We start from the raw sequence: 26,968 nt of genomic DNA on the forward strand, positions 1-26,968 counted from the left end.
CCTTCTATCGCACCTGCGCCCTCGGGTCAATGAAACCGAATATGTGCTAACGACTTGGCGCAATGCGGAAACATTAGACCCCAAACCGCGGGAAGTGTTTCTGTCTTTTGGCGTCCAAACCTAAATCATGACTGCGGAGAAGTCCCCGGGCATCGAGCTTCGCTTTTAGCGCCGGCGTCGCCACACACACTTCCTGATAAAACTGCCGCAACCCCTCTGGTTCTTCCGCCAAATGCGCAAACAATCTGTGGAGATTGAGGCCGCCCTGATCTTCTGGCACTGCGGAGCCCAATTCCTCGCGATAAGAGCCTTTCTTATGGCGATAGGCAAAGCTCTCCATCCAATGGTCCCAGCTGGTGGTGTGCAAATGCAGCAGAGCAACGTCGGTTAATTCAACCTGTCCAGGGTTATGGCGACCGTTCTGCACCACATTGTGGATCTTGATTGCCATATCTTTCTGACCGGTGCGCAGAAACATCTTCCCGGCCACATGGCTGACAAAGCCGTTTTTCAGATAAGGTGCAAAGTTCGGGTACACCTCCGCAACAATCTGATCGCGCCTGGACTTGTCTGCAATGAAGCTCTTGAAATGCACAATGTCGCTTTTTTCAGTTGTTGCCATCGCCTCGGCAGGGCGGACCCGCGCAACCAAGCACTCTTCTGGGAGTGCGGCCAGTTGGTCTGTGATTGGGTGATCTGGCCACAAAAACTCATCAACATCGATGTGCAGTAGCCAATCTACTTCCTTGGCGCGATTGTAGGCGTGTCGCACATTGAAAGATTGGCGGGGCTGGTGCATCGGCGGCTTTTTCCCGCGTGTCTTCATCCAGTAATTGTCGCCGGTACGCACCACTGTCAGCTGCGGATGTGGCTTGAGATGCTCTTTGGCCTCCGGATTGGCCGCATCCAAATAGATCCACACATGTGTGGCACCCAGCTCGAGGTGGTGGGCGACAAAATTCAAAATATCAACGGCGGGCGCTTTGATCGTTGCCACCACGCCCCAGGTGGGAACCTTGGTGCTCATTTGCGCGCCTGCTGACGTTCTTTCTTGGCTCGCATTTGCGCCAAGCGCCGGAACACGCCGCCTGGCTCCTCGATCAATTCCTGCAGCAGGAAATCCACCAAAGGCGCGATCACTGGATCAGATTTGCCCATCTCCCAAATTGGCGCAATCACGTTGATGTCTAGACCGCCATGGATCAGCGAGAACGGCTCCATGTCGAGTGGCAACCGTGTCTTTACACGTTTGCCAAACCCATACTCCTTGTTGGGATCCAACCCGCTGAAACTGCGCTCAAATTCGTAAAGTTTCATCATGCCAAACAACATGCGCAGCCCTTGGCCAGTCTCACGCTGCGCCGCTGTTTCCCCATGGTCCGCAAAGGTTTGCACAGAACTTACCAGCCACCGCAGGCTCAACTCTGAAATCAGATGTTCGGACTCTTCGGCCCAGAGCCGACAAAACAGCGTAGCGGTTTGTGGGGGATGCTCTCGTTTGCGCAGGTTGGAAATCAATTGAGCATTCAAAAAGGCCAGTTCACTTGCGCCAATGAACTCTTCTGCAATCTGCCGCCGTTTGCGGGACCAACTGGTGTTTGGGTCGGCAGGCCCTTTTTGAGTTGCGCGCTCCGGCACAACCGCATTCCTCAGAACCGACAGGTTCACATCCAAGGGCGGCAAGTCTTCGGGGCCAAAATCAAACGGCTCGCGCCGCCCGTCGTAGCGCTCCATCATATAGGCGTAACCGCCCGGATAGGTGAGGGTTTTTTCAGACATGGGGCGATGTTTGCACGGGGGGAAACCCCGTGCAATCGCAGAGTGTATCAGACCATCATTTCCTTGGTCGCGCTCAGCGTGACATCCGGATAGTCGCGCGCAACGCGGTCAATGTCCCACTGCAGGCGGGTCAGGAACACCACATCACCATCATTGTCGTAGCTGATGTGCTGTTTGTTCATATCCGCAAACTTTTCAACAGCTTGACGTTCACCGTGCACCCAGCGTGCCGAAGTAAACTGGCTCTGGTCAAAACGCACGGGCAGGCCGTATTCCATCTCAATCCGGCTGGCGAGTACCTCAAATTGAAGCTGACCGACCACACCCACAATGAAGCCTGAGCCAATCATCGGCTTGAACACCTTTGCGGCACCTTCTTCAGCAAATTGCATCAGTGCCTTTTCGAGGTGCTTGGCTTTCAACGGATCGCCGGCCCGAACGCCTTGCAGCAGTTCCGGCGCAAAGCTGGGGATGCCGGACACGCGCAGAGCTTCGCCTTCGGTCAGCGTGTCACCAATGCGCAGTTGTCCGTGGTTGGGAATACCAATGATATCACCCGCCCAGGCCTCTTCGGCCAATTCGCGATCAGACGCCAGGAACAACACGGGGTTGGAAATCGCCATCGGCTTTTTGGTGCGCACATGGGTCAGCTTCATGCCGCGTTTGAAGTGGCCAGAAGCCATCCGTACAAACGCAACACGGTCGCGGTGTTTCGGGTCCATGTTGGCTTGAACCTTAAACACAAACCCGGCGACCTTTTTCTCTTCGGGCGAAATTTTGCGCGGCTCTGCCGTTTGAACCTGCGGCTCTGGCCCGTAGGTGCCAATGCCGTCCATCAGCTCTTTTACGCCAAAGGAGTTGATCGCAGAGCCAAACCAGATCGGCGTCATATGCCCTTCCAGCACCGCCTGTGGGTCAAGCGCCGGCAACAGCTCTTTGGCCATCTCAACTTCTTCACGCAACTGCTCCAGCAGGTGCTCTGGGATATGGTCCGCCAGCTTGGGGTCATCCAAGCTTTCAATCTGAACGCTTTCGGCCACCACATTCCGGTCCGCGCGATCCATCAGCTCGAGCCGGTCATTGAGCATGTCATAGGTGCCCATGAACTCACGGCCGACCCCAATGGGCCAACTGGCTGGCGTCACGTCAATCGCAAGGTTTTCTTGGATTTCGTCAATAATGTCGAAGGTATCGCGACTTTCGCGGTCCATTTTGTTACAAAACGTCAAAATGGGCAGGTCGCGTAGGCGACACACTTCAAACAGTTTTTGCGTCTGGCTTTCCACACCTTTGGCGCCGTCAATCACCATCACAGCCGCGTCCACAGCGGTCAGCGTGCGATAGGTGTCCTCGGAAAAATCACTGTGGCCCGGCGTGTCCACCAGGTTGAAGCGGAAAGTGCCAAAATCAAACGACATGGCGGAGGCCGACACGGAAATCCCGCGGTCTTTCTCCATCTGCATGAAGTCAGACCGTGTGCGGCGCGCCTCACCTTTGGCCCGCACCTGACCCGCCATCTGAATCGCGCCCCCATAGAGGAGGAATTTTTCGGTCAGCGTGGTCTTACCGGCGTCCGGGTGCGAAATGATCGCAAAGGTGCGACGGCGCGCAATCTCGGGCGGCAATTCGGGGCGGTTTGTCTGCGTGTCCAACATGTTCGCGCGTATAGGTCGCAAAGCGCCAATTCGCAAGGAAAAGCGGCGGATCCTACTTCGACGACGCCCGCTTCAAAAGTTCCACCGCATCAGGACGATCCAGCAAGCTTTCATGCACTTCGAGATGTGCCTGCGGCATGCCACGAGTCGCGTTGGACGCTGGGCGCAGACGCTCTTTCACCTCTTCTGGCACTGCAGGACGCGTGCGTGTGTCCATTTGCATGGTTTCCGCCGAAATACCCTCAGCAAAGATGATCTGATGGGTGTCAAACATGATCTGGTAGTAGTCCACAAAACCACCTTCGTCGGCGTAGACCGTGTCCCCATTCACCAGATGGCGTGCCTTGATCAGCAGCTCGCTGCGCCCCACGCCAATATGGTCATGGCGTTGATAGACAAACAACCGGTGATCCGGGCTCACCCGCAGATCCTGTGTGTTGTTGAGTGTGCCGGAGGTAATGACAATGGGGGCAAACTCACCGCTTGCGCGTTGCACGGCATGGCCAATCCAGCGCACTTCTTGTGGGCCGTCATCGCGCGTCAAAACCCGATCACCCACGGTCAATTCTTCCACACGGCGCTGTTCGCCCGTGGCCATAGTGATGCGGGTGCCGCCGGTAAAGCTCACGCAGGCCAGCTGTGCCAATTTTGTGGAGGCCGCGCCACGATCAACACCGACCAATACATAGTCGCCTTTGGGAGTGAGCGGCGCCAATGGGGCCCCATAAACCTCTACCACACCGCCGTCGTGGTCGACTTCGACCAATACCAAAACTTCAATTGTGTCGCCGCTGGGCGGCATGAAGGTGGCAACGCAATCGAGATAGACCCGTGCGCCCTTGTTGCCGAGGCTGTATTCGCTGGCAATGAAGTGCTGACCTTCGCTATCCGTACGCAACGCGAGGCTTTTTTCCTCTGCGTCGTGCGCCAAGGTGTAAATATCATCAAAGACGAGTTCCTCTGCAAAAGACAGGGAATCACCAAGGTTTGCTCCGTCGGTCACCACAAAGGCATCCGCCGGATACACCGGCAGGCGTTGGGAGGGCTGGGAGCTATCTTGGACTTGGGACGTCATAACTTACCTACTCTAGTGTACTGCACGCTTTCTTTGAACAAGTGAAGTGACACACAAATGTGGCAGCACAATGCCACGGCTCCGGCATTATGCTGGCATCATTCCTAATTTGGGTATTTCTTACCCCCACAACAACGGGGAGAATCGCATGGAATTGGGAATTAAAGGTAAACGCGCGCTGGTTTGTGCGTCCTCAAAAGGTCTTGGGTTGGGCTGTGCTCGCGCTCTGGCTGCGGCAGGTGTCGACCTGATCATGAACGCGCGCGGCGTTGAGGCACTTGAGGCCGCCGCCGCTGATATCCGGTCCGACTTTGGTGTGGATGTGCAGGCGATTGCCTGCGACGTGACCACCACTGAGGGCCAAGCCAAGCTGATCGAAGCCGCGCAGGGCGTGGATATTCTGGTCAACAATGCCGGCGGCCCGCCTCCAGGCATGTGGACCGACTGGGATCGTGACGATTTCATTTCCGCCTTGGACGCCAACATGCTGGCCCCTATCGCGCTTATCAAAGCACTGGTGCCGGACATGATGGCACGCGGCTGGGGCCGTGTGGTGAACATCACTTCTGTCTCGGTCAAATCCCCGATTCCGGTGCTGGGCCTGTCCAACGCCGCGCGCGCAGGCCTCACCGGCTACGTCGCGGGTACCGCGCGTCAAGTGGCGGGCAAAGGTGTGACCATCAACAACATCCTGCCGGGCATTCACGCCACCGACCGCGCCGTGTCTCTGGACAAGGCTGTGACCGAGCAACAAGGCATTTCCATGGAGGAGGCACAGGCCCAACGCGCCGCCACAATCCCCGCTGGCCGCTACGGCACATCAGATGAATTTGGCGCCACCTGTGCCTTCCTGTGTTCACATCACGCAGGCTTTATCGTCGGGCAGAATGTTCTGCTGGACGGCGGTGCCTTTGCTTCTGCTATGTAAGCGCGAAAAGTAGACGAAATGGCGCGAGGTGTGGGTGTGTCCCAGGGTTTTTCACTGAAAGATGAGTTGTTTAACACAAATAGCCTCGGCGATCTGGCGGCAGAATTTGCCGCCGGAGTGCCGGGGTTTGATGGTGAGGACTTCCATCACGAGGTTGTGGCAGGGCTTCAAGGGCGCGAGCTCATGGAGCGAATGGAATGGATTGCTGACTGCATCGAAAAACGCCTCGCGCCAGATTTCCCAGACATGGCGGATCAACTTGAAGCGGCCATGCCGCCTGCACTTGATCCGTCGCTCACCGACGATGACTTTGGCCGCTTCATCCATGCGGTGCCTGGCATCTTGGCCACCCGTCATGGGGTTGAAAATCATCGGGATCGAGCGCTCGATCTGCTGGAAGAGGCCACCAAGCGCTTTTCCATGGAGTTCTACATCCGCGCTTTCCTCAACCGCTGGCCGGACGAAACCTTTGCCCGCCTGCATGACTGGGCCGAGAATGACAATTACCACGTCCGCCGATTGGTGAGCGAGGGCACACGTCCCAAATTGCCGTGGGCCAAAAAAATCGACATCGATCCCATGGCACCGCTGCCCTTACTGACAAAATTGCACGCCGACCCAACACGCTACGTGACCCGGTCGGTGTCCAACCACCTCAACGACATTTCCAAACTCTCAACTGACACGGTGGTCAGCCAACTCTCCGAGTGGAAAGAACAAGGCAAGCAAGCCGAAAAAGAACTGGACTGGATGACGCGCCACTCCCTGCGCACCGCGGTTAAGGCAGGTCATTCCGGTGCGCTGTCGATGTTGGGGTTCCACGCAGACGCCCCCATCACATTGGACAGCCTTTCAGTGGGCGGCGACTGCATCCAGATCGGCGACGCGCTTCAAGTCGAAACAACGCTGTCCACGGATGGCACATCCCCCGTGCCGGTGATGGTCGACTATGTGCTGAGTTTCCATCGCCCCAACGGGCGTGGCAGTGACAAGGTGTTTAAACTCAAGCAAGGCAAAATCCCTGCTGGAAAGTCGCTCACATTGGCCAAAAAGCATCCACTCAAAGTCAATGCCAGCACGTTTCAACTGCATCCGGGTCCGCACAAACTGGCCATTCAGGTCAACGGTCGTGTGCTAGGGGATGTGGCGTTTGATCTGACGGAACCCACGTAACCCTCTGACGTTTCATCACGTTTCTGTGGGGCGGCTGGTCTGGCAGCGGGCCGCCTGCTAGGCCGTTCCCAATTCTGAACGGGACACGACCATGCACGCCGCCACACTCATCACCATCTTTGCCGCCATTCTTTTGCTCAGCCTTGTGGTCGCCCCGAAACGGGCCACGGTTGTGGGCTTCTTTGGCGGGCAGACCGCAGAAGGGCAGGCGCCTTCGCTTTGGACCTTGGTGCTGTCGCAGGTCACCACCTGGATCTTCGCCCGCTCGCTCATGAATGCTGCCATCCTAGGTTTCTACTACGGCATCGCGGGCACGCTGGCTTATGCGGCTTACTACGCGTCTTTCCTCACCGGCGGCTACATCGTGAACCGCATGCGCGTGCAGGGCGCTGGCTCAGTGCAAGACTGGCTCACCTCGCGCTTTGGCACACCCGGCACCACCGCCTACAACGTCGTGATTGCCCTACGTTTGCTGTCCGAAGTTTTTGCCAATTTGCTGGTCGTCGGCCTGATCTTCAGTGCGGCGCTGCCGGATGTTGCCAATGCTGGCACCATCTCCATCCTGATCGTTGGCGTGGTTGCTCTTGCTTACTCCGCTTGGGGCGGCTTGTCCGCAGCTCTACGCACCGATGTGGTACAGATGCTTCTGTTCCTTGTGGTATTTGGCATCGCCTTTGTCGCGCTGGTTCTGCGCCCCGAGTGCGATCTCGGCGCTGTCCTAACGGCGCCCGGTGCCTCTGGCCCACACAACGGCTGGGTGCTTCTGGTGGTCGCCGCACTTCAAGTTTTCTCCTATCCGGTACATGACCCGGTGATGATGGACCGCGGCTTTCTCGCGGATCGTGACACCACCCGCAAAAGCTTCCTGCATGCGTTTTGGCTGTCCACGCTTTGCATCATCGCGTTTGGTTTCTTTGGCATTCAGGCCTCGCTTGAAGGTGCCGCGTATGAAGGCCAGTTGATCGGCACTTGGAGCGCGATGTTCCCCACATGGGTGTTCACCCTGTTGATCCTCTCACTTCTGGTGTCCGCGCTGTCGACATTGGACTCCGCGCTGAGCTCCGCCGCCCGCCTTGTGGTCGAGGAGCTCAAACTCGCTCCGCGCACTCTGGCTGGCGGCCGCGTTGCCATGTTGGTCTTTGCCCTCGCCGGTGGCGCGCTGACCCTTTGTGGCAACCAAACCCTATTTGATGCCGTCGCCGTATCCGGCACGGCCTCGATGTTCCTCACGCCGGTGCTAGTTGCCAGCCTGATCGGCGGCCGGGATGTGCCGCTCTGGTCTTACATGGCGTGTTTCTTTGCCGCGCTCTACGGTGCCGCCGCCTATATGTTCCGCGACACAGAATTTGTGGCCCAGTTCCTCTACGATGGTCACAAATACGAGCAGCTTCTGCAGATCTGCCTCATCGTTCTGGCCGTCGGATTTGCCGCAGTCCTGATCGGGAGCCGCAGGGTTGAAGCACGGGTAGGGGGCTGATACACCAACGCGAAACCCGATGAAAAACATCGGGGATTGCAAGAGGCCTCCCGTGCAGCTGACATCCACTTCGACGCCACCACGTTTGGAAATCCGCAACCTGCGCCGCCGTTTTGGCAACCGTCAGGTGGTGGACGATGTGTCTCTGACTTTGCAATCGGGCAAGGTCACCTGCCTGCTTGGCCCGTCCGGCTGTGGCAAGTCCACCACCCTGCGCATGATCGCCGGTGTGGACATGCAAGACAGCGGCGAAATCTATGTGGACGGCAAGCTGATCTGTGACACTGTGTTCCGCATTCCTCCAGAACGCCGTCAGATTGGCCTGATGTTTCAAGACTTTGCGCTCTTTCCGCATCTCTCGGTGAGCGACAACGTTGCCTTTGGCCTCAAAGGCAGCAAAGACGAAAAACGCGACCGCGTTGAGGAACTTCTGGCTAAGGTGAACCTCGGCTGGGCCATCGACAAATATCCGCACCTTCTGTCCGGTGGTGAGCAACAGCGTATAGCCTTGGCCCGCGCTTTAGCTCCACGCCCGCGCATCATGCTGATGGATGAGCCTTTCTCTGGCCTCGACAACCGCCTGCGCGACGGCATCCGTGATGAAACACTTGCGGTGCTTAAAGAAGAAGACACCGCGGTGTTGCTGGTGACGCATGAGCCGGAAGAGGCCATGCGCATGGCTGACGAAATAGCCTTGATGCGTAATGGCGTGATCGTTCAGCAGGGCGCACCGTACAACATCTACAACGCCCCGAAAGACAAACAGGCGGTGGCATTCTTCAGCGACATCAACGTCATCAAATCCGTGAGCAACGGCGCGCTCACTGAAACCCCCTTTGGGCAGTTCCTGACCCCCGGCCTTGCAGACGGCGCGCCGGTCGAAATTGTCATCCGCCCGCAGCATCTGAAGCTCGACTTTGATCGCCAAGGCAAAGGCCCATTGCCAACCCCGTCAGACGGCGTTGCCGCACGTGGCATCGTGACCCGCGCCCGCTTCATGGGCAACGAGAGCCTGGTGGAGTTCAAAATGGACCATGATGGGTCCGCGCTTAAGGTCACCGTGCCAAATGTGTTCCTGCCCAAAGAGGGCACGCCGCTCTGGCTCACAATTCGCCGCGACCGCTGTTTTGTCTTCCCCGCTGAGACCTGAAACGTCTTAGCTCTGTGCGAGAAAATCCTTTAGGCTTTTGCCCGGCTCCTCGACAAACAAGCTTGGCAACACAGTCAGCTCAGCAATCTGGTCCACCCGGATTTTTGCAAACTGGCCAAGGGTTTCGTCCCAGACACCCAACGTCCAAACGCGGCCCCAATAGTCGAGCTTCAGAGGGCGCACATCGCGTGCCACCTCATCTCCACTGGTGATCCGCAATTTTTGCCGTGCCCGAATGGCTTCGCGCAGCGGTTCTAGGTATTGCAGCGCCTGAGTGGTTTCCGCAAACGGGTAGGCCGCAAAGCCAAAGCCTTGGCTCACGCCGCCAATCTCCTCCGGCAACACCGCATCTATCTTCGCGCTCAGACTTTCTGCCGCCGCCCGCAATGGCCCTTCCATGCCTGTCCCGACCACCTCCAATCCTATGTGCAACGCCTCCAATTCCTCTTCCGTCAAGTTCAACGGCGGCAACGTCAAAACCGCCTTCGCGCGATAGCCGGTGCCGCGCTCGCCCTCGATGGCCACGCCGCTGTTTGCCAAGGTTTGCATGTCTCGGTAGATCGTCCGCAAGGACACTTGCATCGCAGCAGCTAAATCCTCAGCCCGGTGCAAGCTGCCGTCCTTCAAAATCTCCATGAGACCATAAAGCCGGTCCGAACGGTTTTGAGAGCTGGCCATAACGTGTGATTCTCCGACTTCCCGCCAAAATAATGACAACTGACATAATAGTGTCAAATCAGATGCCAAAAACCCCAAATATCGCTTCACACCCCTGCAAATCCGCCTTTTGCCCCCGCGCCCGGCGCGGTAGGACTTTGCCATGAGACTTAGGCGGCCATTGTGCCTCCGACCAAGGGAGACAAAGTCATGTTGAACAATATCGGCCTGCCCGGCATCCTTCTGATCGCAGTTGTGGTTCTTGTCCTGTTTGGACGCGGCAAAATCAGCGGCATCATGGGCGAAGTTGGCAAAGGCATCACCTCGTTCAAAAAAGGCGTAAACGAAGGCGCCAAAGAGCTTGAGGAAGAAGCGGCAGACGCGGCCAAGGACGTGACGCCGGAAGACGAAAAAGACAAAGCGTAAGGCGGGCTGATCCAAGATGTTTGATCTGGGTTGGACCGAGCTTCTGCTTGTTGGCATCGTGGCGCTCATCGTGGTGGGGCCCAAAGACCTGCCGGTGATGTTCCGCACGGTGGGCCGCTTTGTGGGCAAGGCCAAAGGCATGGCGCGGGAGTTTTCCTCTGCCATGAATCAGGCGGCTGATCAGGCGGGCGTCAAAGACGTCACCGACACCATCAAAGGGGCCACCGATGGGTTGGACAAAGTCACCAACCCTTTGAAATCTGCCACAAGCGCGTTGAATGACTCCGTCGACGAAGTGAAGCGCTCTATGTCATACGAGCCAGGCGCGCAAACCACCACGTTGTCCAAGGAACGCGCAGAGGCGGCAGAGAAAATACGCCAGAAGTCTGCGGAAATGGCGCAAGAACGTCTGGACCGTGAAGCCGCGGAAAAAGCCGCTGCCAGCGAAGAGGATGCGGCGAAGGCTGCTCGCAAAGCGGCACGCAGCTATGATCCCGCGCCGACACCTCCGGCCAAGACGGCGGCAAAGAAGGATGAGGCATGAGCTCAACTGACGACATGGAAGACAGCTCCGCACCGCTGATCGAGCATTTGGCGGAACTGCGCACGCGGCTCATCCGTTCTGTGCTGGCTTTCTTGGTTGGCATGATTCTGGCGTTTGTGATTGCGGAGCCAACTCTGCAGTTCTTGCTGGGCCCCATTGAGGAAACCCTGCGGGCGCTGGGCGATCCGTCGCCAACGATGCAGTATACCTCGCCACAGGAATACCTCTTCACCTTGTTCCGCATTTCCATGGTGGGGGGCTTTGTGCTCGCGTTCCCGGTGATCGCGTTCCAACTGTGGCGCTTTGTGGCCCCTGGGCTCTACAAAAACGAGCGTGGTGCCTTTCTGCCCTTCATGATTGCGTCACCGTTTATGTTCCTGCTGGGCGCGGCCTTTGCGCACTTCGTGGTGACACCTCTGGCGATGGCGTTCTTCTTGGGCTTCACCGACGTGAGTTCGATCTTTGCCAATCTGTTGGCCAGCACAACCAGCGAAATGCCAACCGGCACAGCCGTGGTTCCTGAAACCGACAGCGGCATCAAGATCACCTTCTTTGGTAAGGTAAACGAGAGCTTGGATATCTCGCTGAAGTTCATCATGGCTTTTGGCCTCTGCTTCCAGCTTCCAGTGCTGCTGACGCTGATGGGCAAAGCGGGTCTGGTGAATGCCGAAGGTCTCGGCCGCGTACGCAAATACGCCATGGTGGGCATTCTGGTACTGGCCGCCTTGGTCACCCCACCAGACGTCACCACGCAGCTGATCCTATTTGTGGTGGTCTACGGCCTCTACGAAGTTTCGATCTTCCTGGTGCGGCGTGTGGACCGTCAGCGGGTCGCCAAGTTGAAAGCCGAAGGCGTTTACTTTGAGGACGACGAAGAAGGCGAAGACGAGGCGGATATCGCCGACGCGGAAAGCCACAAGTAGGTCTATCTTTGGCTGAGATTTGAGGCGCATCCCTTTTGGGGTGCGCCTTTTTCTTTGGCCTCTTGTTGTCCCGTCATGAACATGGTCTGTATCGCGCAAGACAGCAGGAGGCCCGCCATGGATGACACCACTTTGACCCGTATCGCCGAAGCGCTTGAACGCATGGCACCGGCCCCTATGGCCGCGCCGGATTTTGCGGCTGCAGATGGGTTTGTCTGGCATGTGGACCCAGACCGACTGGAACCTGTGGCCAATATCAACCGTGTGTCCCTCGACTTGCTGGTGGGCATCGACCGCTCGCGGGATACGCTTCTGGACAACACCCGCCAATTTGCACGCGGACTGCCCGCCAACAACGCGCTGCTCTGGGGCGCGCGGGGTATGGGCAAATCCTCCATCGTGAAGGCGGTACACGCTCAAATTCTTGCGGAAGGTCTACCTCTCAAGATTGTCGAGCTGCAACGCGAGGACCTGCCGTCCGTGGCGCGGCTCCTAAACCTCCTGCGCGCCAGTGAGGAGCGGTTCCTGCTGTTCTGCGATGACCTCAGCTTCAGCCACGATGACCAGCATTACAAATCCCTCAAAGCGGTGCTGGATGGCGGCATCGAGGGGCGGCCTGACAACGTGGTATTCTACGCCACGTCCAACCGCCGCCATCTGATGCCACGCGACATGATCGAAAACGAGCGCAGCTCTGCGATCAACCCGTCTGAGGCTGTGGAAGAAAAAGTCTCTTTGTCAGACCGCTTTGGCCTATGGCTGGGCTTCCACCCATGCTCTCAAGACCAATACCTGGCGATGATCGACGGCTATTGCGTCGCCCATGGTGTCACAGTGGACGCGGACCGCCTACGCGCCGAAGCCATTGAGTGGCAAGCCACACGCGGTGCACGCTCCGGCCGTGTGGCTTGGCAGTTCTTTGTGGATTTGGCAGGCCGAGAAGGCGTCGCGTTGTCCTAACGCAGACACCTCGATCTCTTACTTCAGGTAGGGGGCAGGGTCGACGCTGTCAAAGCCTTCACGCACCTCAAAGTGCACAAAGCTGTTCTCCGCAGGCAGCACAGCCATGCTCTGCCCACGCTTCACGCTTGCACCCTTTTTCACCTTCACACCGTCCACGTTGTAGTAAACCGTCATCAGGTTGTTGGGGTGGCGCACCACAAGAATGGTCACGTCATCCGCGTCTTTGGTGATCGCCGCCACCGTGCCGCTCGCCGCAGCTGTCACAGGCGTACCTGCTGGTGCGGCAATATCAATGCCGTTGTTTTTGCCTTTGGAGTAGGGCCGGATCACCTTGCCGGACACCGGATAGCTCATGGCCGCCTTGCTGGCGCTCTGCTGCTCGTTCAGGTTTGGGCTTTCCGGTTTGGCAACCGGTGTCGCCGCCGCAACGGTGTTGTCTTCCGGCAGCGGCTTGGAGGCGCTTGGAGGTGTTGGCGTTGGCGAGCCTTCGCCTGGCTTTGTGGTGGTTGTGGCTGCTGCTGCAGCCGCTGCCTTGCGTTGGGCTTCCGCCTGCGGATCAACTGGCGGGATCAGCAGGATCTGGTTCTCACGAATGGTGAAGTCGCTGCCCAAACCGTTCCATTCCGCCAGCGAGCGCACCGAGACGTTGTACAGACGCGCGATGGTAAAGGCGGTCTCACCACGTTTTACCTTGTGGCGCACAGGTTCCACACCTGACTGAACCTGCGAGGCAGGGGCTGCCGCTGGTTGCAATGTCTCTGTTTCAACGCCGGTATCGGCATTGTTGATTGCGCCGCCAGCCAGCGAGGCAATGTCTACACCACCGGGGGCAGTGACCATGCCGGTGCCGCCTGTGGCCGCTGACGGCTCCGCCACACGACGGGGCAGCGTGACCACTTCGCCTTCGCGCAGCTGCGCATCCAGCGCGATACCATTGGTACGGCTCAACTCGTCGGCCGGAATGCCTACGCGCTGGGATACATCCGCCAGCGTGTCACCCCGTTTGGCCACCGCGACCTGATAACTTGGATAAGAAATCACACCGCGATCATCCGGCTCAGGCCGCGTTGCCGTGGCGGTTTGCGCCGCAGTGGTGGTGTCCAATCCGCCGCCAATGTCTCCGCGCAAGTCGTAATCTAGCGTGTCCAAACAGCCGCTCATCACAGTCAACGCCAGTCCTGCGCCGATCAACCGGGTGTTCTTAGATGAGAAAACTGCCATCTCGATGTCCTCACATGCGGCGCCCTGCTACCGGGGGTCTGCTGCCAAAGCCGCGTCTGTTGTTCGCTTCGTTAAGCTTCCAAATGGGCGAGCCGTCACCCTTTGCCAAGGGGAAAGCCCAATCAAATCAATCATTCTCTCGCGCGACGCCCTCAAGCAATGGCACAAAACGCACCGAGCGCAATTCGTCATAGTCCAACCCGTTTTCGGTTTTGCGCACCCGAATGAGGCTTTGTACCGCATCCGACTGCCCCACGGGCACCACCATGATACCGCCGATCTTGAGTTGCGCCAAGAGGGGGCCTGGCGGGTCTTCTGCGGCGGCTGTGACGATGATCTTATCAAACGGCGCCTGATCGGGCAGGCCAAAGCTGCCATCCGAGATCAGCGAGGTGATGTTCACGATGCCCAGCTGGTCAAAAATGGCGCGCGCTTCCTGCACCAGTCGCTTGTGACGATCCACAGTATACACCCGACGTGACAGATGGCTGAGAATGGCCGCTTGGTAGCCGGAGCCAGTGCCCACTTCGAGCACTTTGTCGCGGGATGTCACTTCCAACGCTTGCGTCATAAGCCCCACAACGGAGGGCTGAGAAATGGTCTGCCCACAGGCAATGGGCAGCGGCGTATCCTCATAAGCCCGCTCGGCAAACAGACCACGCACAAACAGGCCGCGGTCCACGTCTTCCATGGCGGTGAGTACAGCCGGATCGGTCACCCCACGCGAGCGCAAGGCAAACAGAAACTGCATTTTGCGTTGTGCAAGCGCGTCAGGGTCGGTCATTCAATGCCTTTCAACGCGGCCAGCGTATCATGTGCCGTAAGGTCCGCCCGCATCGGCGTGACCGAGATATACCCGTCGAGATTGGCGGCCGCATCGGTGCCTTCGCCGGTCATCACCGTCTGGTCGCCACCCTTGGCCCAAAGGAACCGACGGCCCGATGGCGCGTTGTGGGGCTCAACCGAGAACCGCGTGCCTTGCCGCAGACCCTGTGCCACAGCCCGCACCCCTTGCACGTCCGCTGCCAGTATAGGCGGGAAGTTCACGTTATAAAACAGCCCGTACGCGTGGTCGTTGCTCGGGTTGGCGTCCAACACTTTGCGCACCACATCCGCACCATAAGCACCTGCAGCTTCAAATGGATCATCCGCCGTGAAATTCTTCGGGCCGAGAAACTGCGAGAGTGCAAACGACGGAATCCCCTGCAAGGCGCCTTCAATTGCCGCCCCCAACGTGCCGGAATAGAGCGCGTTCTCAGCCGAGTTGTTGCCACGGTTCACACCGGACAGGATCAACTCTGGAGGCGTATCCTTCATCACGTCGTGCACGCCAGCGAGCACGCAATCCGCAGGGCTGCCCTCCGCCGCAAAGCGGCGTTCGCCCATCTGAGCAATCATGGTCGGGTGGGTATAGCTGATACAGTGGCCCACACCAGATTGCTCAAACGCAGGCGCCACACACCAGACTTCGCCATCTGGGCCAGCCAGCTCCGCAGCAATCTGTTCCAGAACGGTCAGTCCCGGTGCGTTGATACCGTCGTCATTGGTGATGAGAATACGCATGTGCCTGCCCCAATATTTGCTGACGTCCTGTCTAGTGGAGGTGTGCAAAGGGGGCAAGCCACGTGGTGTCGCGAACGGCAACCGTTGCGGTGTTGCCAGCTTAACGGGCGTTAAAGGCCCATTTCAGCCATCAAACGTGCTGCTTCCTCGCGCGGATGCACAAGGCTGTCTTTGTCTTCGCCTGGGAAGAACCGCGCGCGTGTGCCGGTGGGCATGCCACGTGGGCTGAGCACTGACACGGTAGGGCCGATGTTGGTGGTCTCGGCTTGCCAGCTTTTGGCCAGCGCGATCTGCGCAGCCTTGGTGGCGCCATACGAGCCAAAGAACTTCTCGCCCGCGTGGTTGTCCTCGAAGAACACTGCGTGCCCTGTGTCACCCAGCAGCGGGCTCATAAACGGGATCAACCGGCCAACCGCGTCGACGTTGATCGACAAGGATTTTTGCCAGTCTTTGGCGTCAATGTGATCGGTTGGGGTCAAAGGCGCGCCATGTGCGGCGGTGTGGATCCACAAATCCACCTTGCCCCAGCGGTCATGAATTGACCGGCAGAGCTGCGCCATCGCGTCTGCATTGGTGATGTCCATGGGTGCCAATGTGGCTTTGCCACCTTTGGCCTGTATGCGATCGTCCAGGTCTTCCAAGGCACCGGTGGTGCGGGCGACCGCCACCACGTGGTATGCGGGCACAAGAGCCTCTGCAAAGGCAGCGCCAAGGCCGCGGGAAGCGCCGGTGATCAGCGCGATTTTCTCGCCGGAGGCGTCGGGGGTGTTGGACGTATCACTCATAGGCCGATGAAATGCGTCCAAAGTGTCATGAGGTCAAGGGGCAAGCACGTCGCAGGTCCGCTGGGACCTGTGTTTGAACCCCTCATTTCGGAGAGGTCTAGTTTGGCATCGACAGGCGGGTGGTGCCATGGCCCGCATTGAGCACAACGCTGTCTTCGCCGATGGCAACCACTTTGCCGGATGGCGTGCGGTCTCCCAGTTCAACGCGCAGGGTTTTTCCACCGGCCGTCATCAACAGCGCGCGTGGACTTTTGGGGCTGCCCATCACGCCGATCAGGGTCAAGCGAGAGCGGTTTTTCAGCACACCGGATTGCGTGGCCTGCGCGGCCACGTGAGAAGGAGTCTTGGAGGACATGATACTGCCTGTGTCTGTGAGTGGTGGCGGCTATATAGGGGAGGGGTAGGTGCCGCCAGACAGACATAGGCTATTTATGGTTAAGGACCGCTGAACAGGCGGGCGATTGCCTAAGAAAAAAGGCAGATGTGGCGAAAATCAGCCCAACAGATGTGAGCGCAGGTCTTCGCCACTGGCCGCATAGATATCCAGCAGTTGATCGAAGGAAATGCCCTCTGCTTGCGCTTGTGCCAGAGGACCGGATTTGGCCGTGAGAAGGGGTCTTTCAGCAGCCGATTCTGCCGGTTTCAAGGCGCAGCCCATTGGTTCGTCGCACTCAAACAGCGGCAAGTCATTCATCAGCCACGCGTCACAGCCGTCAAACCCAGGAGCCTCACCGGTGGCGTCCAACACATAGGCCTTAAATTGGTCTTTGGTGACACTCGCCCAAACACCAAACAAAAATACCTCGTCACTGCCCCGGATTGGCAAGGGCAGGACACAATGAAGGAAACGCAGGTCGTCAAACACACAAAGGTCGGCGGTCAGCACATCGTCGCCCACCGTCAACGTGTCGCTGTCTGTCATCTCGCCATGGGGCCAGCAATCCGGTTGGCCAAATCCAATGTCAACGAGACCGCCAAAACTACGCCCGCAACACTTGCAGGCGTAGTCTGGATCATTAAACCGCTGCCAGCGGCTGTCGAGCGCCAGCAGGTTCATTGCCTCAGCCCTGCGACGGCGCCACTGAGGCGCTGTTCCAGCTTGCACCGGGTGCTGGGGCTTCTTCGATCTTCTTGCTCACACGGCTGCTGCCTTCCAGCGCCGCCAGATACTCAGGCGTCACACCACCGGTGATGTAGTTGCCGTCAAAGCAGGAGCAATCAAATTGCTCGATCTCCGGATTGCCCTCTTTGGCCGCCCAGATCAGATCCTCAAGGTCTTGATAAAACAGCGCATCTGCGCCCAACTCTTCCCGGATTTCATCGGTGGATTTGCCGTTGGCGATCAGCTCGTGTTTGGTTGGCATGTCGATGCCATAGACGTTTGGATTGGCCACAGGGGGGGATGCAGAGGCAATGTAGACCTTTTTGGCCCCGGCTTCTCGACACATCTGCACAATTTTCTTGATGGTGTTGCCGCGCACAATGCTGTCGTCGATCAACAGGATGTTGCGGCCTTCCATTTCCCGTGGAATGGCGTTCAGCTTGCGGCGCACGGATTTTTGGCGCTCTTCCTGACCCGGCATAATAAACGTCCGGCCGACATAGCGGTTTTTCACCAGCGCTTCGCGGTAGCGGATGCCAGTGATGTTGCTGACTTCCAAAGCCACAGGGCGGGCACTGTCTGGCACCGGAATGATTGCGTCAATGTCCAGCCCACTTTCGGCAATCTGCTTGGCCAGCGTTTTGCCCATGCGGATTTGCGCCTGATAGACGGAAACACCGTCCAGCACACTGTCCGGACGCGCCAGATAGACATACTCAAAAATACAAGGTGTCAGCTTGCCTTCCACCGCTTGGAACTCATGCAGGTTGCCCTCCAGATCCACCAGCATGGCTTCGCCCGGCTTCAGGTCACGCATTTTGTCAAAGCCGTTGATGCCAAAGGCCACATCTTCAGAAGCAAAGGCGTAGTCGTCACCGTCACCTTCGGCGTCCCGTTTAGCGACAGACAACGGGCGAATGCCATGGGGGTCGCGGAACGCCAGCATGCCCACACCAGCGATCAGGCACACCACGGAATAGGCGCCTTGCACGCGCTCCATGGTCATTTTCACGCCCGCAAAGATATTGCGGATCGCATCGGCACTGCCGTTTACTTTGATCGCGTCGGCCACTTTGTCCGCCAGCACGTTCAGCAGGATTTCACTGTCAGAGGTGGTGCGCAGATGGCGGCTGTATTTCCCGGTCACCTTTTCGCGCTGGGCTTCGGTGTTGGTGATATTGCCGTTGTGCACAAGGTAAATGCCATAAGGCGCGTTCACAAAAAACGGCTGCGCTTCCGAGGCGGACAGGCTGCCCGCGGTAGGGTAGCGCACATGCCCCATGCCAATACGCCCGGTCAGGGTCTCGGCATCAGACGGCTGGAACACATCTTTGACCAAACCATTGGCCTTGCGTTCACGAAAGTATCCCCCGGTGTAGGTCACCACACCCGAGGCATCTTGCCCACGGTGCTGCAACATCAAGAGACCATCATAGATCTCTCCAAAGACGTCATGGTTTCGGTTGGCGATCCCCAAAATTCCGCACACAGGCAGGGCTCCCTTCGTCAGGTTAGGCTAGGTTGAGTGAGGCTGCGCACCGAGGCACCAAAGGTACAAGTCAGATCAATCGGAGTCGCGGGCAGACAAGCCTTTTCTGTGCGCGGTCTGCGCCAGCTGAAAGGGTGGTCATAACCACTGTCCACAGGGAAGCTCCGAATCCTGTTCTCGTGCTAGGCTCCTCTTAAGGGCTCATGGCGGGCATGTCACGAAAGGATCACAAAAGCTGTGACAATCTGCGCTCAGGTTTGTTTGGCCATGCGGATCAACACCAGAACCACCGCCGCGCCGAGCATTGATTGAAATACCGAGCTGATAAAGCCTCCGCCAAATGAAAACCCCAGGAATGGTAACGCGAAGTTGGCCAAGATGGCACCGCCAATGCCCAAGATCACATTGCCAACCAAGCCAAAGCCGCCGCCTCGCACCAGCTTGCCGGCAAGCCACCCGGCCAAGCCACCGATGATCACGGCGCTAAAAATACCGGAGAAAAGTTGTGCTTCGCTTGTGCCGTCCATGACAGTGCTCCTTGATCGCAGCTCAGCTCAGCTGCGTTTCCAAATGCGTGATACGTTTTTGTACGAGGTCGATATGCATGCGTGCATGATAAGCTGTTTGGCGATACGCCGGTGGCAACTTCAGCTGCGAAATCCGGTGATCAACTTCTTCTAGCTCTTCGGACATGCCCGCCAGTTCATCTGCTGTACACTTCGGTCCCATCTGCGCTTCGATCTCGCGGATGCGCCCGTAGTGCTTCCACACCTGCCAGCCGCGAAAATAGGCATAGATCATTGGCAAAACCCGCAGAAGCGGGAGCAGCAAGAACAGGATGGGCAAGGTCAGCAGGAACAGTCGATTGACCTGCGCCGCCATCCAATAGGGCAACAGGCTGTGCCAGGTACTTGGTCCATCTTCAATCAATTGCCGCGCCACGCTGTTTTCCGGGATGCCGATGCCACGTGGCTCCGGGAAAGTGCCACGCGGGGTCAGCACATCATGCCCGCGATGCAGCTCCTTAGCCGCCATGGTTAGCCGGTTCACCAATGCCGGATGCAAATTGGGGTCAATCACCAGCTGGGCTTTGAGGGCCAGAAACTGTCGCGCTTCGGCCGGTTGTACCGGGTTCAATGAGACCCCCCCTGTAGGGACTTCGACCAGATCGGCATAGTCCAAATGCCGCGCAATTGCGTCTGTGTAGGACAGGCGTAGAATGTCGATGTCCTCATAGCCAAAAGCTTGCCGCAAATAGGGGGCCTCGATGCTGCTGACAAAAAAGGCCATATCGATTTCACCGGCCCGCAACGCAAAAATCGCCTGGGAAAAACCGACATCCACCAGCGTGTTGGCACCTTTGTCCATCCCAACCGCATCCTGAAAATCCGCAAAGGCTACCGCTGTTCCAGAGCCACGCTTGCCTGCCGCAATTGTAAGGTCACGCCACAAAGCTGGGTTTGTGGGAATCTTGTGCCCGGTATGGGCCAAGAAAATCATTGGCTCATAAAATACGCCACCTATCGATTCCGCAGTACCATCAACCACGTCAATGCCTGCCTGCAAAAATGCGGCATCCGCCATGCCGTTAGACATCAGCTCGGCATTGTCCACTGACCCATTGGTGTGCACAATCTGCACGTCAATGCCATCCCGCGCCAGAACGTCTCGATAACGCTCGGCCATAAGTGTGTAGGCGCCGCCTTGTGTGCCTGCGGCAATTTTAATCGCGTTTGGCGGCAGCAACATAAACAACACCAACGACACACAAATGGCGAGGCTCAAGGTGGTGATGAATATCCAAAGTCGCATGGTAAAGCTGCCAAAACATTCCGATTTTTGCGACGGTATCCCCCCGCCGCGCGGCAAACAAGTGCCCAGACCGTCGCGCAGCAAAAAGCCCGCAACCATGTGGCGCGGGCTTAAGTCTTACTGAAGTGGCGACGCTTACTGTGCGCAGACGCCCACAAGCTCTTCGTATTGTGTGGTGATCCAACCCAAGGCTTGCTGTGGGTCGCGGTCATCAATCTTGCGTGTGATGCGGCTAAACACAGCGGCGGAGCGGCTGTCGTCCACCATCGCCACGGATTGGCTGGTGATCACGGTTTCGTACACAAAGAAGGCAATCGCCACCAACAGGATGCCGCGCAACACACCAAAGATAAAGCCAAGCCCCTGATCAATGCCGCCAAGCGCAGATCGCTGCACTATGGAGGAAAACAGCGGCGTGAACAGCGAAACCACGATGAGCGCCAGCGCAAATACACCAGCAAAGGCGGCGATGATCGACAGTTCACAGCTGTCGGACAAATACTGCCCCAAAACCGGGATTTCTTTGACCATCGGCTGTATCGTGCCCGCAAACATAAAGGCCAAGATCGCGGCCGCGATCCACCCTGCGATGGCCATACCTTCGCGCACAACACCCCGGCTATAGGCCAGAAGCGCTGAAACGATGATCACACCTGCGACCACGGCATCGATAATTGTGAAGCCTTCCATGTATTCTCGTCCCCTTTGACCGCCCCCGGCCAGATTTTCACTTTTTAACTCTCGGCCTGTCAGCCCGCTCCGAATACCTCTCCCACAAAGCTTGCCAAATCCCCAATGCGGTTGAGATTGATACCTTCAACCTTCGCGGACTTGCCACCTTTCGGAGCGATTGCGGACGTGAAACCAAGTTTTTGGGCTTCTTTCAACCTATTTTCCGTCTGACTGACCGATCGGAGGGCCCCGGATAGGCTGATTTCGCCAAAAACCACGGTCTCGGCGGGCAGCGCACTGTCTTCGCGCGCGGAGATCAGCGCACAGGCCACCGCGAGGTCCGCTGCCGGTTCCGAAATTTTCATGCCGCCAGCCACGTTCAGATACACATCCAGCCCGGCAAAGGGAATCCCGCAACGTGATTCTAGTACCGCGAGAATCATCGCCAACCGTCCGCTGTCCCAGCCCACCACCGTACGGCGCGATTGGCTGTGCGGCGAGGGCGCAACCAAAGCCTGCAACTCGATCAGTACAGGACGTGTGCCTTCAATGCCGGCAAACACCACGCTGCCGGGGCTTGGCGCGCCGCGATCTGCCAAGAACAGCGCACTTGGGTTGGCCACTTCAGCCAAGCCGCGCCCGGTCATTTCAAACACGCCAATTTCGTCGGCAGGTCCAAAGCGGTTTTTCACGGCGCGCAGAATCCGGAACTGATGTCCGCGCTCGCCTTCAAAATAGAGCACTGTATCCACCATGTGCTCCACCACGCGGGGACCGGCGATCTGACCCTCTTTGGTCACGTGGCCGACCAATACAATCGCCATGCCTTTGCGCTTGGCAAAAGCGGTGAGTTCATGAGCCGCTGCGCGCACCTGGCTGACGGAGCCGGGCGCGCTGGCAACAGAGTCGCTCCACATTGTTTGAATGGAATCGATGATTGCCAATTGCGGCTTTTCAGCTTCCAACGTGGTCAGAATATCGCGCAGGTTTGTGTCGGCGGCCAACAATACCGGGCTTTCGGTCAGGCCCAAACGCTGCGCCCGCATCCGAACCTGTGCGCTGGCTTCTTCGCCGCTCACATAAATGGTCTTCACACCTTGCCGCGCAAACCGCGCAGCCGCTTGAAGCAGCAACGTGGATTTGCCGATCCCCGGATCACCGCCTACAAGAATAGCGCTTGCCGGCACCAGGCCGCCGCCCAGTACACGGTCTAGCTCTTTTACATTGCTCAAGGTCCGTGGCGGCGGGGCTTCCTCAGTGCGCAAATCGGACAGCTCAATGCGCCGCCCCTTGGCCGTGCCAAGCGACGATCCTGATGGGCCAGCGCCAAAAGGCGCTTCCTCCACAATGGTGTTCCATTCGCCGCAGCCTTCGCATCGGCCAGACCATTTGGAAAACTGTGCGCCACAACTGGAGCAATTGAATTGGGTTTTGCTTTTTGCCATGTTCTCGTTTTGGACCACTACCGCTTGCGGGTCAAATGACTAATCGCCAGAGACGCCAAAATGCAGGTGGTAAATAGATACAATCCCCACCCGGTTTCCACCGTGACATGGCCGGCGCCTTTCACAATCACAACATAGAGTGCGATCAAAAACACATCCGCCATGGCCAATTTGCCCAGCCATTCCAGCGCCGGCAGCACCTTGCGCCGCATCATGCCAAACTGGATCAGCGCAAGCCCAATCACCTTCATATACGGCGCAAAGATGGCCAGGAATGTCACAAGCAACGCCAGCGCGACATCCGTGTCCCACAACGACTGTAAACCGGACACAATCGAAATTTCGCTCAACCCAAACAATGGCAAAAGTCCGGCCCGCATCAATGGTGCAAACCAAGCGATGGGAAAAAGGAACAGCAAAGAAAGGTTGCACAGGCGCAAAACGTGGGTCATGGCGAAAGAGCTATGCGCAACCTTTGGCCAACGCAAGCTGTGACCCTCGGGGAATTTGGCACCTCGCTTCCTGCCAACCTCCTAAACTTGGAGGTTGAACTGCCGCCTTCAAACGACACGATGGCTGCTCCGAGCAGGCGGGGCGCACCGGTGTTGCCAGTATTCGATGTGCGCTGAGTACCATTTTTGTCTCAGCACAGCCCTGTTGCTCTTCGGTTGCGACGCCTGCGCGTTCCTAATCTTGCAGAGCCAAGTTCAAAAACCGCAAGAACGGTCCGATCAAATAGTCCGCAAACGTCGTCTCTCGACCCGTAAAAACAAGGTGCACAGGCATGTCTCTGGTCAAATTCAGGTACTCTCCCATTTCCTCGCGCAAGTGATCTCGGTCTTGCGCGTTCATCACGGCGACCCCGTCATACCCCACAATCATGTTGTTCTGATCGCGTCGGGCTTCCGGTGACAGTGATGTCAGCGTGACGCGCACCTTGGGATGGTTGCGCTGCGGCAGGCCGGTCACGGTCATATATCCTTGCATCCCGACCCGGAGTTGGTCGATGGTCTGCGGATTGGCAAGGAAGGCCACATCCAATGTGTCTGATGTGCGCGCCAATGTCACAACTGTGTCCCCTTGCGCAATCACCATGGCGGCCGTGTCATAGGGCAGAGACGCAACGATGCCATCATCCGGCGCCCGGATGTCTGCCTGATCGATCTGCGCTGACAGCCGCAACATCTGGAGCCGTAGGCGCGGAATCGCCTCCTCCAATTGCGCCTGCCGGTCCAGAATATTCTGACGGAACTCCAACTTGTCACGCGCCACTTGCAGCTTGGCTTGTGTGGCTTGGCTGTCAAGGGACGCAATTTTCGCCTGTTCTCGGGCAAGATCGGCTTGGATGTTGAGAATGCTCTCCTTAAGGGCCTCGGTTTCGGCTGCGCGCAGGGCACCCCGATTTGCCAAAGTTGTGTAGCGATCCAAGCGGGCTTGCATCGAGTGTTGCCGGTTTGTGAGGTGCTGCAAGCTGGCATGATGGCGCTCTGCGCGCTGTCTGAGAGAGACCTCCAATTGATGTGTCATATCGGTGCGCAGAGTCAAAACCTCCCGCCTGACCTGCATGCGCTGTAAGGCCAGCTGCGTTTGAGGCGCCAATAGATCGGCCTGTTGCGCCGTCAAGTCACCGTCCAGTGCCGCCCGCAGTGCGGCGCGCTCTTCCTGCATCGGTGCTAGGGTGGCCTGCATTTCACCAAGCTCGGCTTCGGCGTCCGATGTGTCCAGTTGCATGAGAATTTGGCCTTTGTTGACTGCGTCATGGGGCGCAACATGGACCTTGGCGATCTTGCCGCCAAAGCGGTGCTGAATGTCCAGGCTGGGTTTGCGTGTGTGTAAGTGGCCGCTTGCCGAGACTGACGTGGCAAGAGGCACGAGACAGGCCCAAAGACCCAAAATGGCCAGGGCGCACACAATGGTGTAGAGCCCGACGCGGAGCGGCTGGGTGACCTGAGACGGCAGGCCGCCCTCAGGTCTGGGGGACATGTGGGCGATCTCTGTGCTCAATGTGCTGTCATCCCATTAAGCGGTTTGACGGATGTGGAAAGTGCAGCGCGGTAAACCGATTGCCCGTCTAGGTTTTGCACATCAAAGTTCTCGCTGAGTTGGGAGAGCATGGCAATTGCCGCCTCATCACGCGGCAAGTCCGACATGTTTGCCTCTGGTTGTCGCATCAGGCGTGCGACGCGCTGCACTGTTTTATCTGCATGTGTAGTCCGGTTTTCTGTCAATGAGATTTCACACCGGTGGTCGTTGAGAAACCGAAACAGAAAAACTGCCGTGCGTTGCGTGTCACGCGGGCCATCCACCAGTGCCAGATTAAACAGTTCGCTGGCAATCAGTTCTGCCCGTTGCGACAGCGCGGCATCATTGCTGCGGGAAAACTGGGCGCCAACCCAATCGGTGACGTCTTGCAAACTGGCACTCAAAATCGGCACCTCCAGCCGGCGGCGACCGCCGCTCATCCGGCCCAAGACATCGCTCCGCGGGCCAAAGTCTGCCAAACGCCCCTTGTCGAGCGCCAACACGTGATCCGCCAGGCCCATGAGCCCTGATCGGTGGATGACCATCACAATTGTGGTGCGCTGCTTTTTGAGGCGGGCAAGAACCGCGCATAATTGCCTCTCGCCGGCCGCATCTAACAAAGCGTTGGGTTCATCCAAAAACAGATAGCGCGGTTGATGAAAGATCGCCCGAGCCAGCGCCACGCGTTGCTTTTGCCCCGCTGACAACACAAACGGTGAGGCACCAACGTCTGTGTCATAAGACTGTGGCAGAGCCGAAATCAAGCCGTGCACTCCAGCGGTCTGGGCCGCCGCGATCACCCTCTTGTCGTTTGGCATAGTGGCAAATCCACAGATGTTGTCCGCGAGAGTGCCGTGAAACAGCTGTGCCTGCTGCGGCAGATACCCAATTTGAGCGGTCTGACTGTCTGGGGGCAGCGTATCGACCGCTGTCTCGTCCAGCCAGACGGTGCCAATGGGGCAGGGTGTTACCCCGGCAAGAGCCTCCAAAAGCGTGGATTTGCCGCTGCCGGAGGCGCCAACTATGGCAAGGCAACTGCCGGGAGAGAGGGCAAAGCTGATTCGATCCAGGCGCGGCGGCGCGCCGCCGCCTCTGGGGGAGATCAGCCCTTCACATTTCAAGGCACCCTCCAATCCGTCAATTTCGGTGTTGGTTTGGCGCGGGCATACCGGCAGTTGGCGCAAAGAAATCATGCTTTGTCTGGCGTGTTTCAACTCCTGTATGCTGGCAAAAACCGCCTCGAAACTGGCGACAGTTTTGGTGAGGATCAAACTGGCAGCAATCATGCCGCCTGCGCTCAATGCGTCTCCCACCACCAATGCTGCCCCAAGGCTCAGTCCCAAGAGCTGGGTCAAGCTGCGCAAATAGGCCTCCAGACCGATGGTCGCGACACGTCCCGGGGTCATTTGATCCTGTAGATCGCTGCGGTTTTTCTGAGCGGCAAAGAAGCGCTGGAACAGATTTTGGCTCAGGCCGGACAGGGCCGGGTGGGCAGACACCTTCTGCGCGTCACGCATTGCGCAGGCTTCGTAGTCTTTGGCCGCACGCAAGGAAGATCGCCGGCTGGCACCAGTGATTTGCGACGTCAATCGAATGGCTGCGGCCAGCGCGATCAGCGTCGCTGCAAGCACAGCAAACCAGGGATGGATCAGCCACAGAACCAAGGTGAACACCGGCAGCCAGGGCAGGCTGAGCGCCGCACGGGCCGCTGGGCCCTCCAATGCGGTGTTGATGTCGTTGACCCGTGCCAACAGTGGCTGTCGATGACTGAGCGGTTGCGCGAGGACAATCGGCGCGCAGAATCGTTCGCACCAGCGAGCTGTGCGTTGCAGGGTGATGTCGCGCAGCCCATCCACAAAGGCCTGAAGCAAAAGTGCCATTGCGGCGATGCTCAACAGCAAAAGTAAAGTTTGCAAGTTTCCGGTGGGCAGGACCCGGTCCAGCACCTGCATCATAAAAATCGGGCTGACCAAGATGGCCAAGTTCGAGACGGCACTCAGCACAAGTAGTGGCGCGATCAGCCGGGTGATTTCATGCAGGGGTGCCCCCGTGGGGCCCAGCGCGGACCCGGCGGTGGGGGGGGCATATGTTGGCTTGGTCATGGTCA

General features: G+C 58.0%; 27 protein-coding genes. 8 read left to right on the forward strand and 19 right to left on the reverse strand.

Going from position 1 to position 26,968, the window contains the following annotated elements:
• Positions 1–73: 73 nt before the first annotated feature.
• The 4 genes from Q0955_RS18380 to Q0955_RS18395 are packed head-to-tail and all read right to left on the reverse strand — an operon-like array spanning position 74 to position 4,509.
• The gene (locus Q0955_RS18380) at positions 74–1,027 is read right to left on the reverse strand and encodes a glycosyltransferase family 2 protein (RefSeq protein ID WP_299427428.1); all 954 of its coding nucleotides are present in this window, start codon (positions 1,025–1,027) and stop codon (positions 74–76) included.
• Positions 1,024–1,779 carry a hypothetical protein gene (locus tag Q0955_RS18385; RefSeq protein ID WP_299427431.1) on the reverse strand — a complete coding sequence of 252 codons (756 nt, stop codon included), beginning with the start codon at positions 1,777–1,779 and terminating at the stop codon, positions 1,024–1,026. Before Q0955_RS18385 ends, Q0955_RS18380 begins: the two co-directional genes overlap by 4 nt.
• Positions 1,780–1,826: 47 nt before the next feature.
• Positions 1,827–3,434, reverse strand: a complete 1,608-nt coding sequence (locus tag Q0955_RS18390) for a peptide chain release factor 3 (RefSeq protein ID WP_299427433.1) — start codon at positions 3,432–3,434, stop codon at positions 1,827–1,829.
• A gap of 52 nt (positions 3,435–3,486) precedes the next feature.
• Positions 3,487–4,509 (reverse strand): Hint domain-containing protein, encoded by a 1,023-nt coding sequence (locus Q0955_RS18395; protein ID WP_299427436.1) that lies wholly within the window; start codon positions 4,507–4,509, stop codon positions 3,487–3,489.
• Between the two features lie 148 nt (positions 4,510–4,657).
• Between Q0955_RS18395 and Q0955_RS18400 the strand changes: the two genes are divergently transcribed.
• The 4 genes from Q0955_RS18400 (at position 4,658) to Q0955_RS18415 (ending at position 9,237) form a co-directional block, all read left to right on the forward strand.
• On the forward strand, positions 4,658–5,437 hold the full coding sequence (locus tag Q0955_RS18400; protein ID WP_299427439.1) for an SDR family oxidoreductase: 780 nt from the start codon (positions 4,658–4,660) through the stop codon (positions 5,435–5,437).
• Positions 5,438–5,503: 66 nt separating this feature from the next.
• Positions 5,504–6,610 carry a hypothetical protein gene (locus tag Q0955_RS18405; RefSeq protein ID WP_366140700.1) on the forward strand — a complete coding sequence of 369 codons (1,107 nt, stop codon included), beginning with the start codon at positions 5,504–5,506 and terminating at the stop codon, positions 6,608–6,610.
• A gap of 91 nt (positions 6,611–6,701) precedes the next feature.
• Positions 6,702–8,087 (forward strand): sodium:proline symporter, encoded by a 1,386-nt coding sequence (locus tag Q0955_RS18410; RefSeq protein WP_299427445.1) that lies wholly within the window; start codon positions 6,702–6,704, stop codon positions 8,085–8,087.
• Positions 8,088–8,145: 58 nt separating this feature from the next.
• On the forward strand, positions 8,146–9,237 hold the full coding sequence (locus Q0955_RS18415) for an ABC transporter ATP-binding protein (protein WP_299427617.1): 1,092 nt from the start codon (positions 8,146–8,148) through the stop codon (positions 9,235–9,237).
• 6 nt (positions 9,238–9,243) lie between these two features.
• Here the strand turns inward: Q0955_RS18415 and Q0955_RS18420 are convergent, their stop codons facing one another.
• Entirely contained in the window at positions 9,244–9,915 is a 672-nt protein-coding gene (locus tag Q0955_RS18420) for an HTH domain-containing protein (RefSeq protein ID WP_299427448.1), read from the reverse strand.
• A gap of 189 nt (positions 9,916–10,104) precedes the next feature.
• Between Q0955_RS18420 and Q0955_RS18425 the strand changes: the two genes are divergently transcribed.
• From Q0955_RS18425 to Q0955_RS18440, 4 genes are all read left to right on the forward strand, one after another.
• The gene (locus Q0955_RS18425; RefSeq protein ID WP_299427451.1) at positions 10,105–10,320 is read left to right on the forward strand and encodes a twin-arginine translocase TatA/TatE family subunit; all 216 of its coding nucleotides are present in this window, start codon (positions 10,105–10,107) and stop codon (positions 10,318–10,320) included.
• Positions 10,321–10,336: 16 nt separating this feature from the next.
• Positions 10,337–10,864 (forward strand): Sec-independent protein translocase protein TatB, encoded by a 528-nt coding sequence (gene tatB / locus Q0955_RS18430; RefSeq protein WP_299427454.1) that lies wholly within the window; start codon positions 10,337–10,339, stop codon positions 10,862–10,864.
• Complete coding sequence (locus Q0955_RS18435; protein WP_299427457.1) at positions 10,861–11,787, forward strand: twin-arginine translocase subunit TatC; 927 nt, start codon at positions 10,861–10,863, stop codon at positions 11,785–11,787. Before tatB ends, Q0955_RS18435 begins: the two co-directional genes overlap by 4 nt.
• A gap of 117 nt (positions 11,788–11,904) precedes the next feature.
• The gene (locus Q0955_RS18440; RefSeq protein WP_299427460.1) at positions 11,905–12,747 is read left to right on the forward strand and encodes an ATP-binding protein; all 843 of its coding nucleotides are present in this window, start codon (positions 11,905–11,907) and stop codon (positions 12,745–12,747) included.
• Positions 12,748–12,765: 18 nt separating this feature from the next.
• On the opposite strand, the gene Q0955_RS18445 is transcribed toward Q0955_RS18440, so the two are convergent.
• The 14 genes from Q0955_RS18445 to Q0955_RS18510 form a co-directional block, all read right to left on the reverse strand.
• The gene (locus tag Q0955_RS18445; protein WP_299427463.1) at positions 12,766–13,971 is read right to left on the reverse strand and encodes a LysM peptidoglycan-binding domain-containing protein; all 1,206 of its coding nucleotides are present in this window, start codon (positions 13,969–13,971) and stop codon (positions 12,766–12,768) included.
• A gap of 127 nt (positions 13,972–14,098) precedes the next feature.
• Positions 14,099–14,755: a protein-L-isoaspartate(D-aspartate) O-methyltransferase gene (locus Q0955_RS18450; protein ID WP_299427466.1), complete on the reverse strand. Its 657-nt coding sequence runs from the start codon at positions 14,753–14,755 to the stop codon at positions 14,099–14,101.
• Entirely contained in the window at positions 14,752–15,534 is a 783-nt protein-coding gene (surE, locus tag Q0955_RS18455; RefSeq protein WP_299427469.1) for a 5'/3'-nucleotidase SurE, read from the reverse strand. The genes Q0955_RS18450 and surE overlap by 4 nt, the downstream gene beginning before the upstream one ends.
• A 110-nt stretch (positions 15,535–15,644) precedes the next feature.
• Positions 15,645–16,319 (reverse strand): SDR family oxidoreductase, encoded by a 675-nt coding sequence (locus Q0955_RS18460; RefSeq protein ID WP_299427472.1) that lies wholly within the window; start codon positions 16,317–16,319, stop codon positions 15,645–15,647.
• Between the two features lie 97 nt (positions 16,320–16,416).
• Positions 16,417–16,674: a pilus assembly protein PilZ gene (locus Q0955_RS18465; RefSeq protein WP_299427475.1), complete on the reverse strand. Its 258-nt coding sequence runs from the start codon at positions 16,672–16,674 to the stop codon at positions 16,417–16,419.
• A 138-nt stretch (positions 16,675–16,812) separates the two neighbouring features.
• A complete protein-coding gene (locus Q0955_RS18470) occupies positions 16,813–17,376 on the reverse strand; it encodes a DUF2199 domain-containing protein (RefSeq protein WP_299427478.1) in 564 nt (187 codons plus the stop codon).
• Between the two features lie 4 nt (positions 17,377–17,380).
• Positions 17,381–18,910, reverse strand: coding sequence for an amidophosphoribosyltransferase (purF, locus tag Q0955_RS18475; protein ID WP_299427481.1), 1,530 nt, complete (start codon positions 18,908–18,910; stop codon positions 17,381–17,383).
• Between the two features lie 251 nt (positions 18,911–19,161).
• Positions 19,162–19,437, reverse strand: a complete 276-nt coding sequence (locus Q0955_RS18480; protein ID WP_299427484.1) for a GlsB/YeaQ/YmgE family stress response membrane protein — start codon at positions 19,435–19,437, stop codon at positions 19,162–19,164.
• A gap of 22 nt (positions 19,438–19,459) precedes the next feature.
• Entirely contained in the window at positions 19,460–20,722 is a 1,263-nt protein-coding gene (locus tag Q0955_RS18485; RefSeq protein ID WP_299427488.1) for a TAXI family TRAP transporter solute-binding subunit, read from the reverse strand.
• Between the two features lie 135 nt (positions 20,723–20,857).
• Positions 20,858–21,412 carry a CvpA family protein gene (locus Q0955_RS18490; protein WP_299427491.1) on the reverse strand — a complete coding sequence of 185 codons (555 nt, stop codon included), beginning with the start codon at positions 21,410–21,412 and terminating at the stop codon, positions 20,858–20,860.
• Between the two features lie 59 nt (positions 21,413–21,471).
• The gene (radA, locus tag Q0955_RS18495; RefSeq protein WP_299427494.1) at positions 21,472–22,839 is read right to left on the reverse strand and encodes a DNA repair protein RadA; all 1,368 of its coding nucleotides are present in this window, start codon (positions 22,837–22,839) and stop codon (positions 21,472–21,474) included.
• A 17-nt stretch (positions 22,840–22,856) separates the two neighbouring features.
• Positions 22,857–23,291, reverse strand: coding sequence for a paraquat-inducible protein A (locus Q0955_RS18500; protein WP_299427496.1), 435 nt, complete (start codon positions 23,289–23,291; stop codon positions 22,857–22,859).
• Positions 23,292–23,526: 235 nt separating this feature from the next.
• Complete coding sequence (locus Q0955_RS18505) at positions 23,527–24,822, reverse strand: HlyD family efflux transporter periplasmic adaptor subunit (RefSeq protein ID WP_299427499.1); 1,296 nt, start codon at positions 24,820–24,822, stop codon at positions 23,527–23,529.
• Positions 24,823–24,839: 17 nt separating this feature from the next.
• Positions 24,840–26,963 carry an ATP-binding cassette domain-containing protein gene (locus Q0955_RS18510; protein WP_299427502.1) on the reverse strand — a complete coding sequence of 708 codons (2,124 nt, stop codon included), beginning with the start codon at positions 26,961–26,963 and terminating at the stop codon, positions 24,840–24,842.
• Between the last annotated feature and the right edge of the window lie 5 nt (positions 26,964–26,968).

The organism is uncultured Shimia sp. (assembly GCF_947493595.1).
GTDB lineage: Bacteria > Pseudomonadota > Alphaproteobacteria > Rhodobacterales > Rhodobacteraceae > Shimia.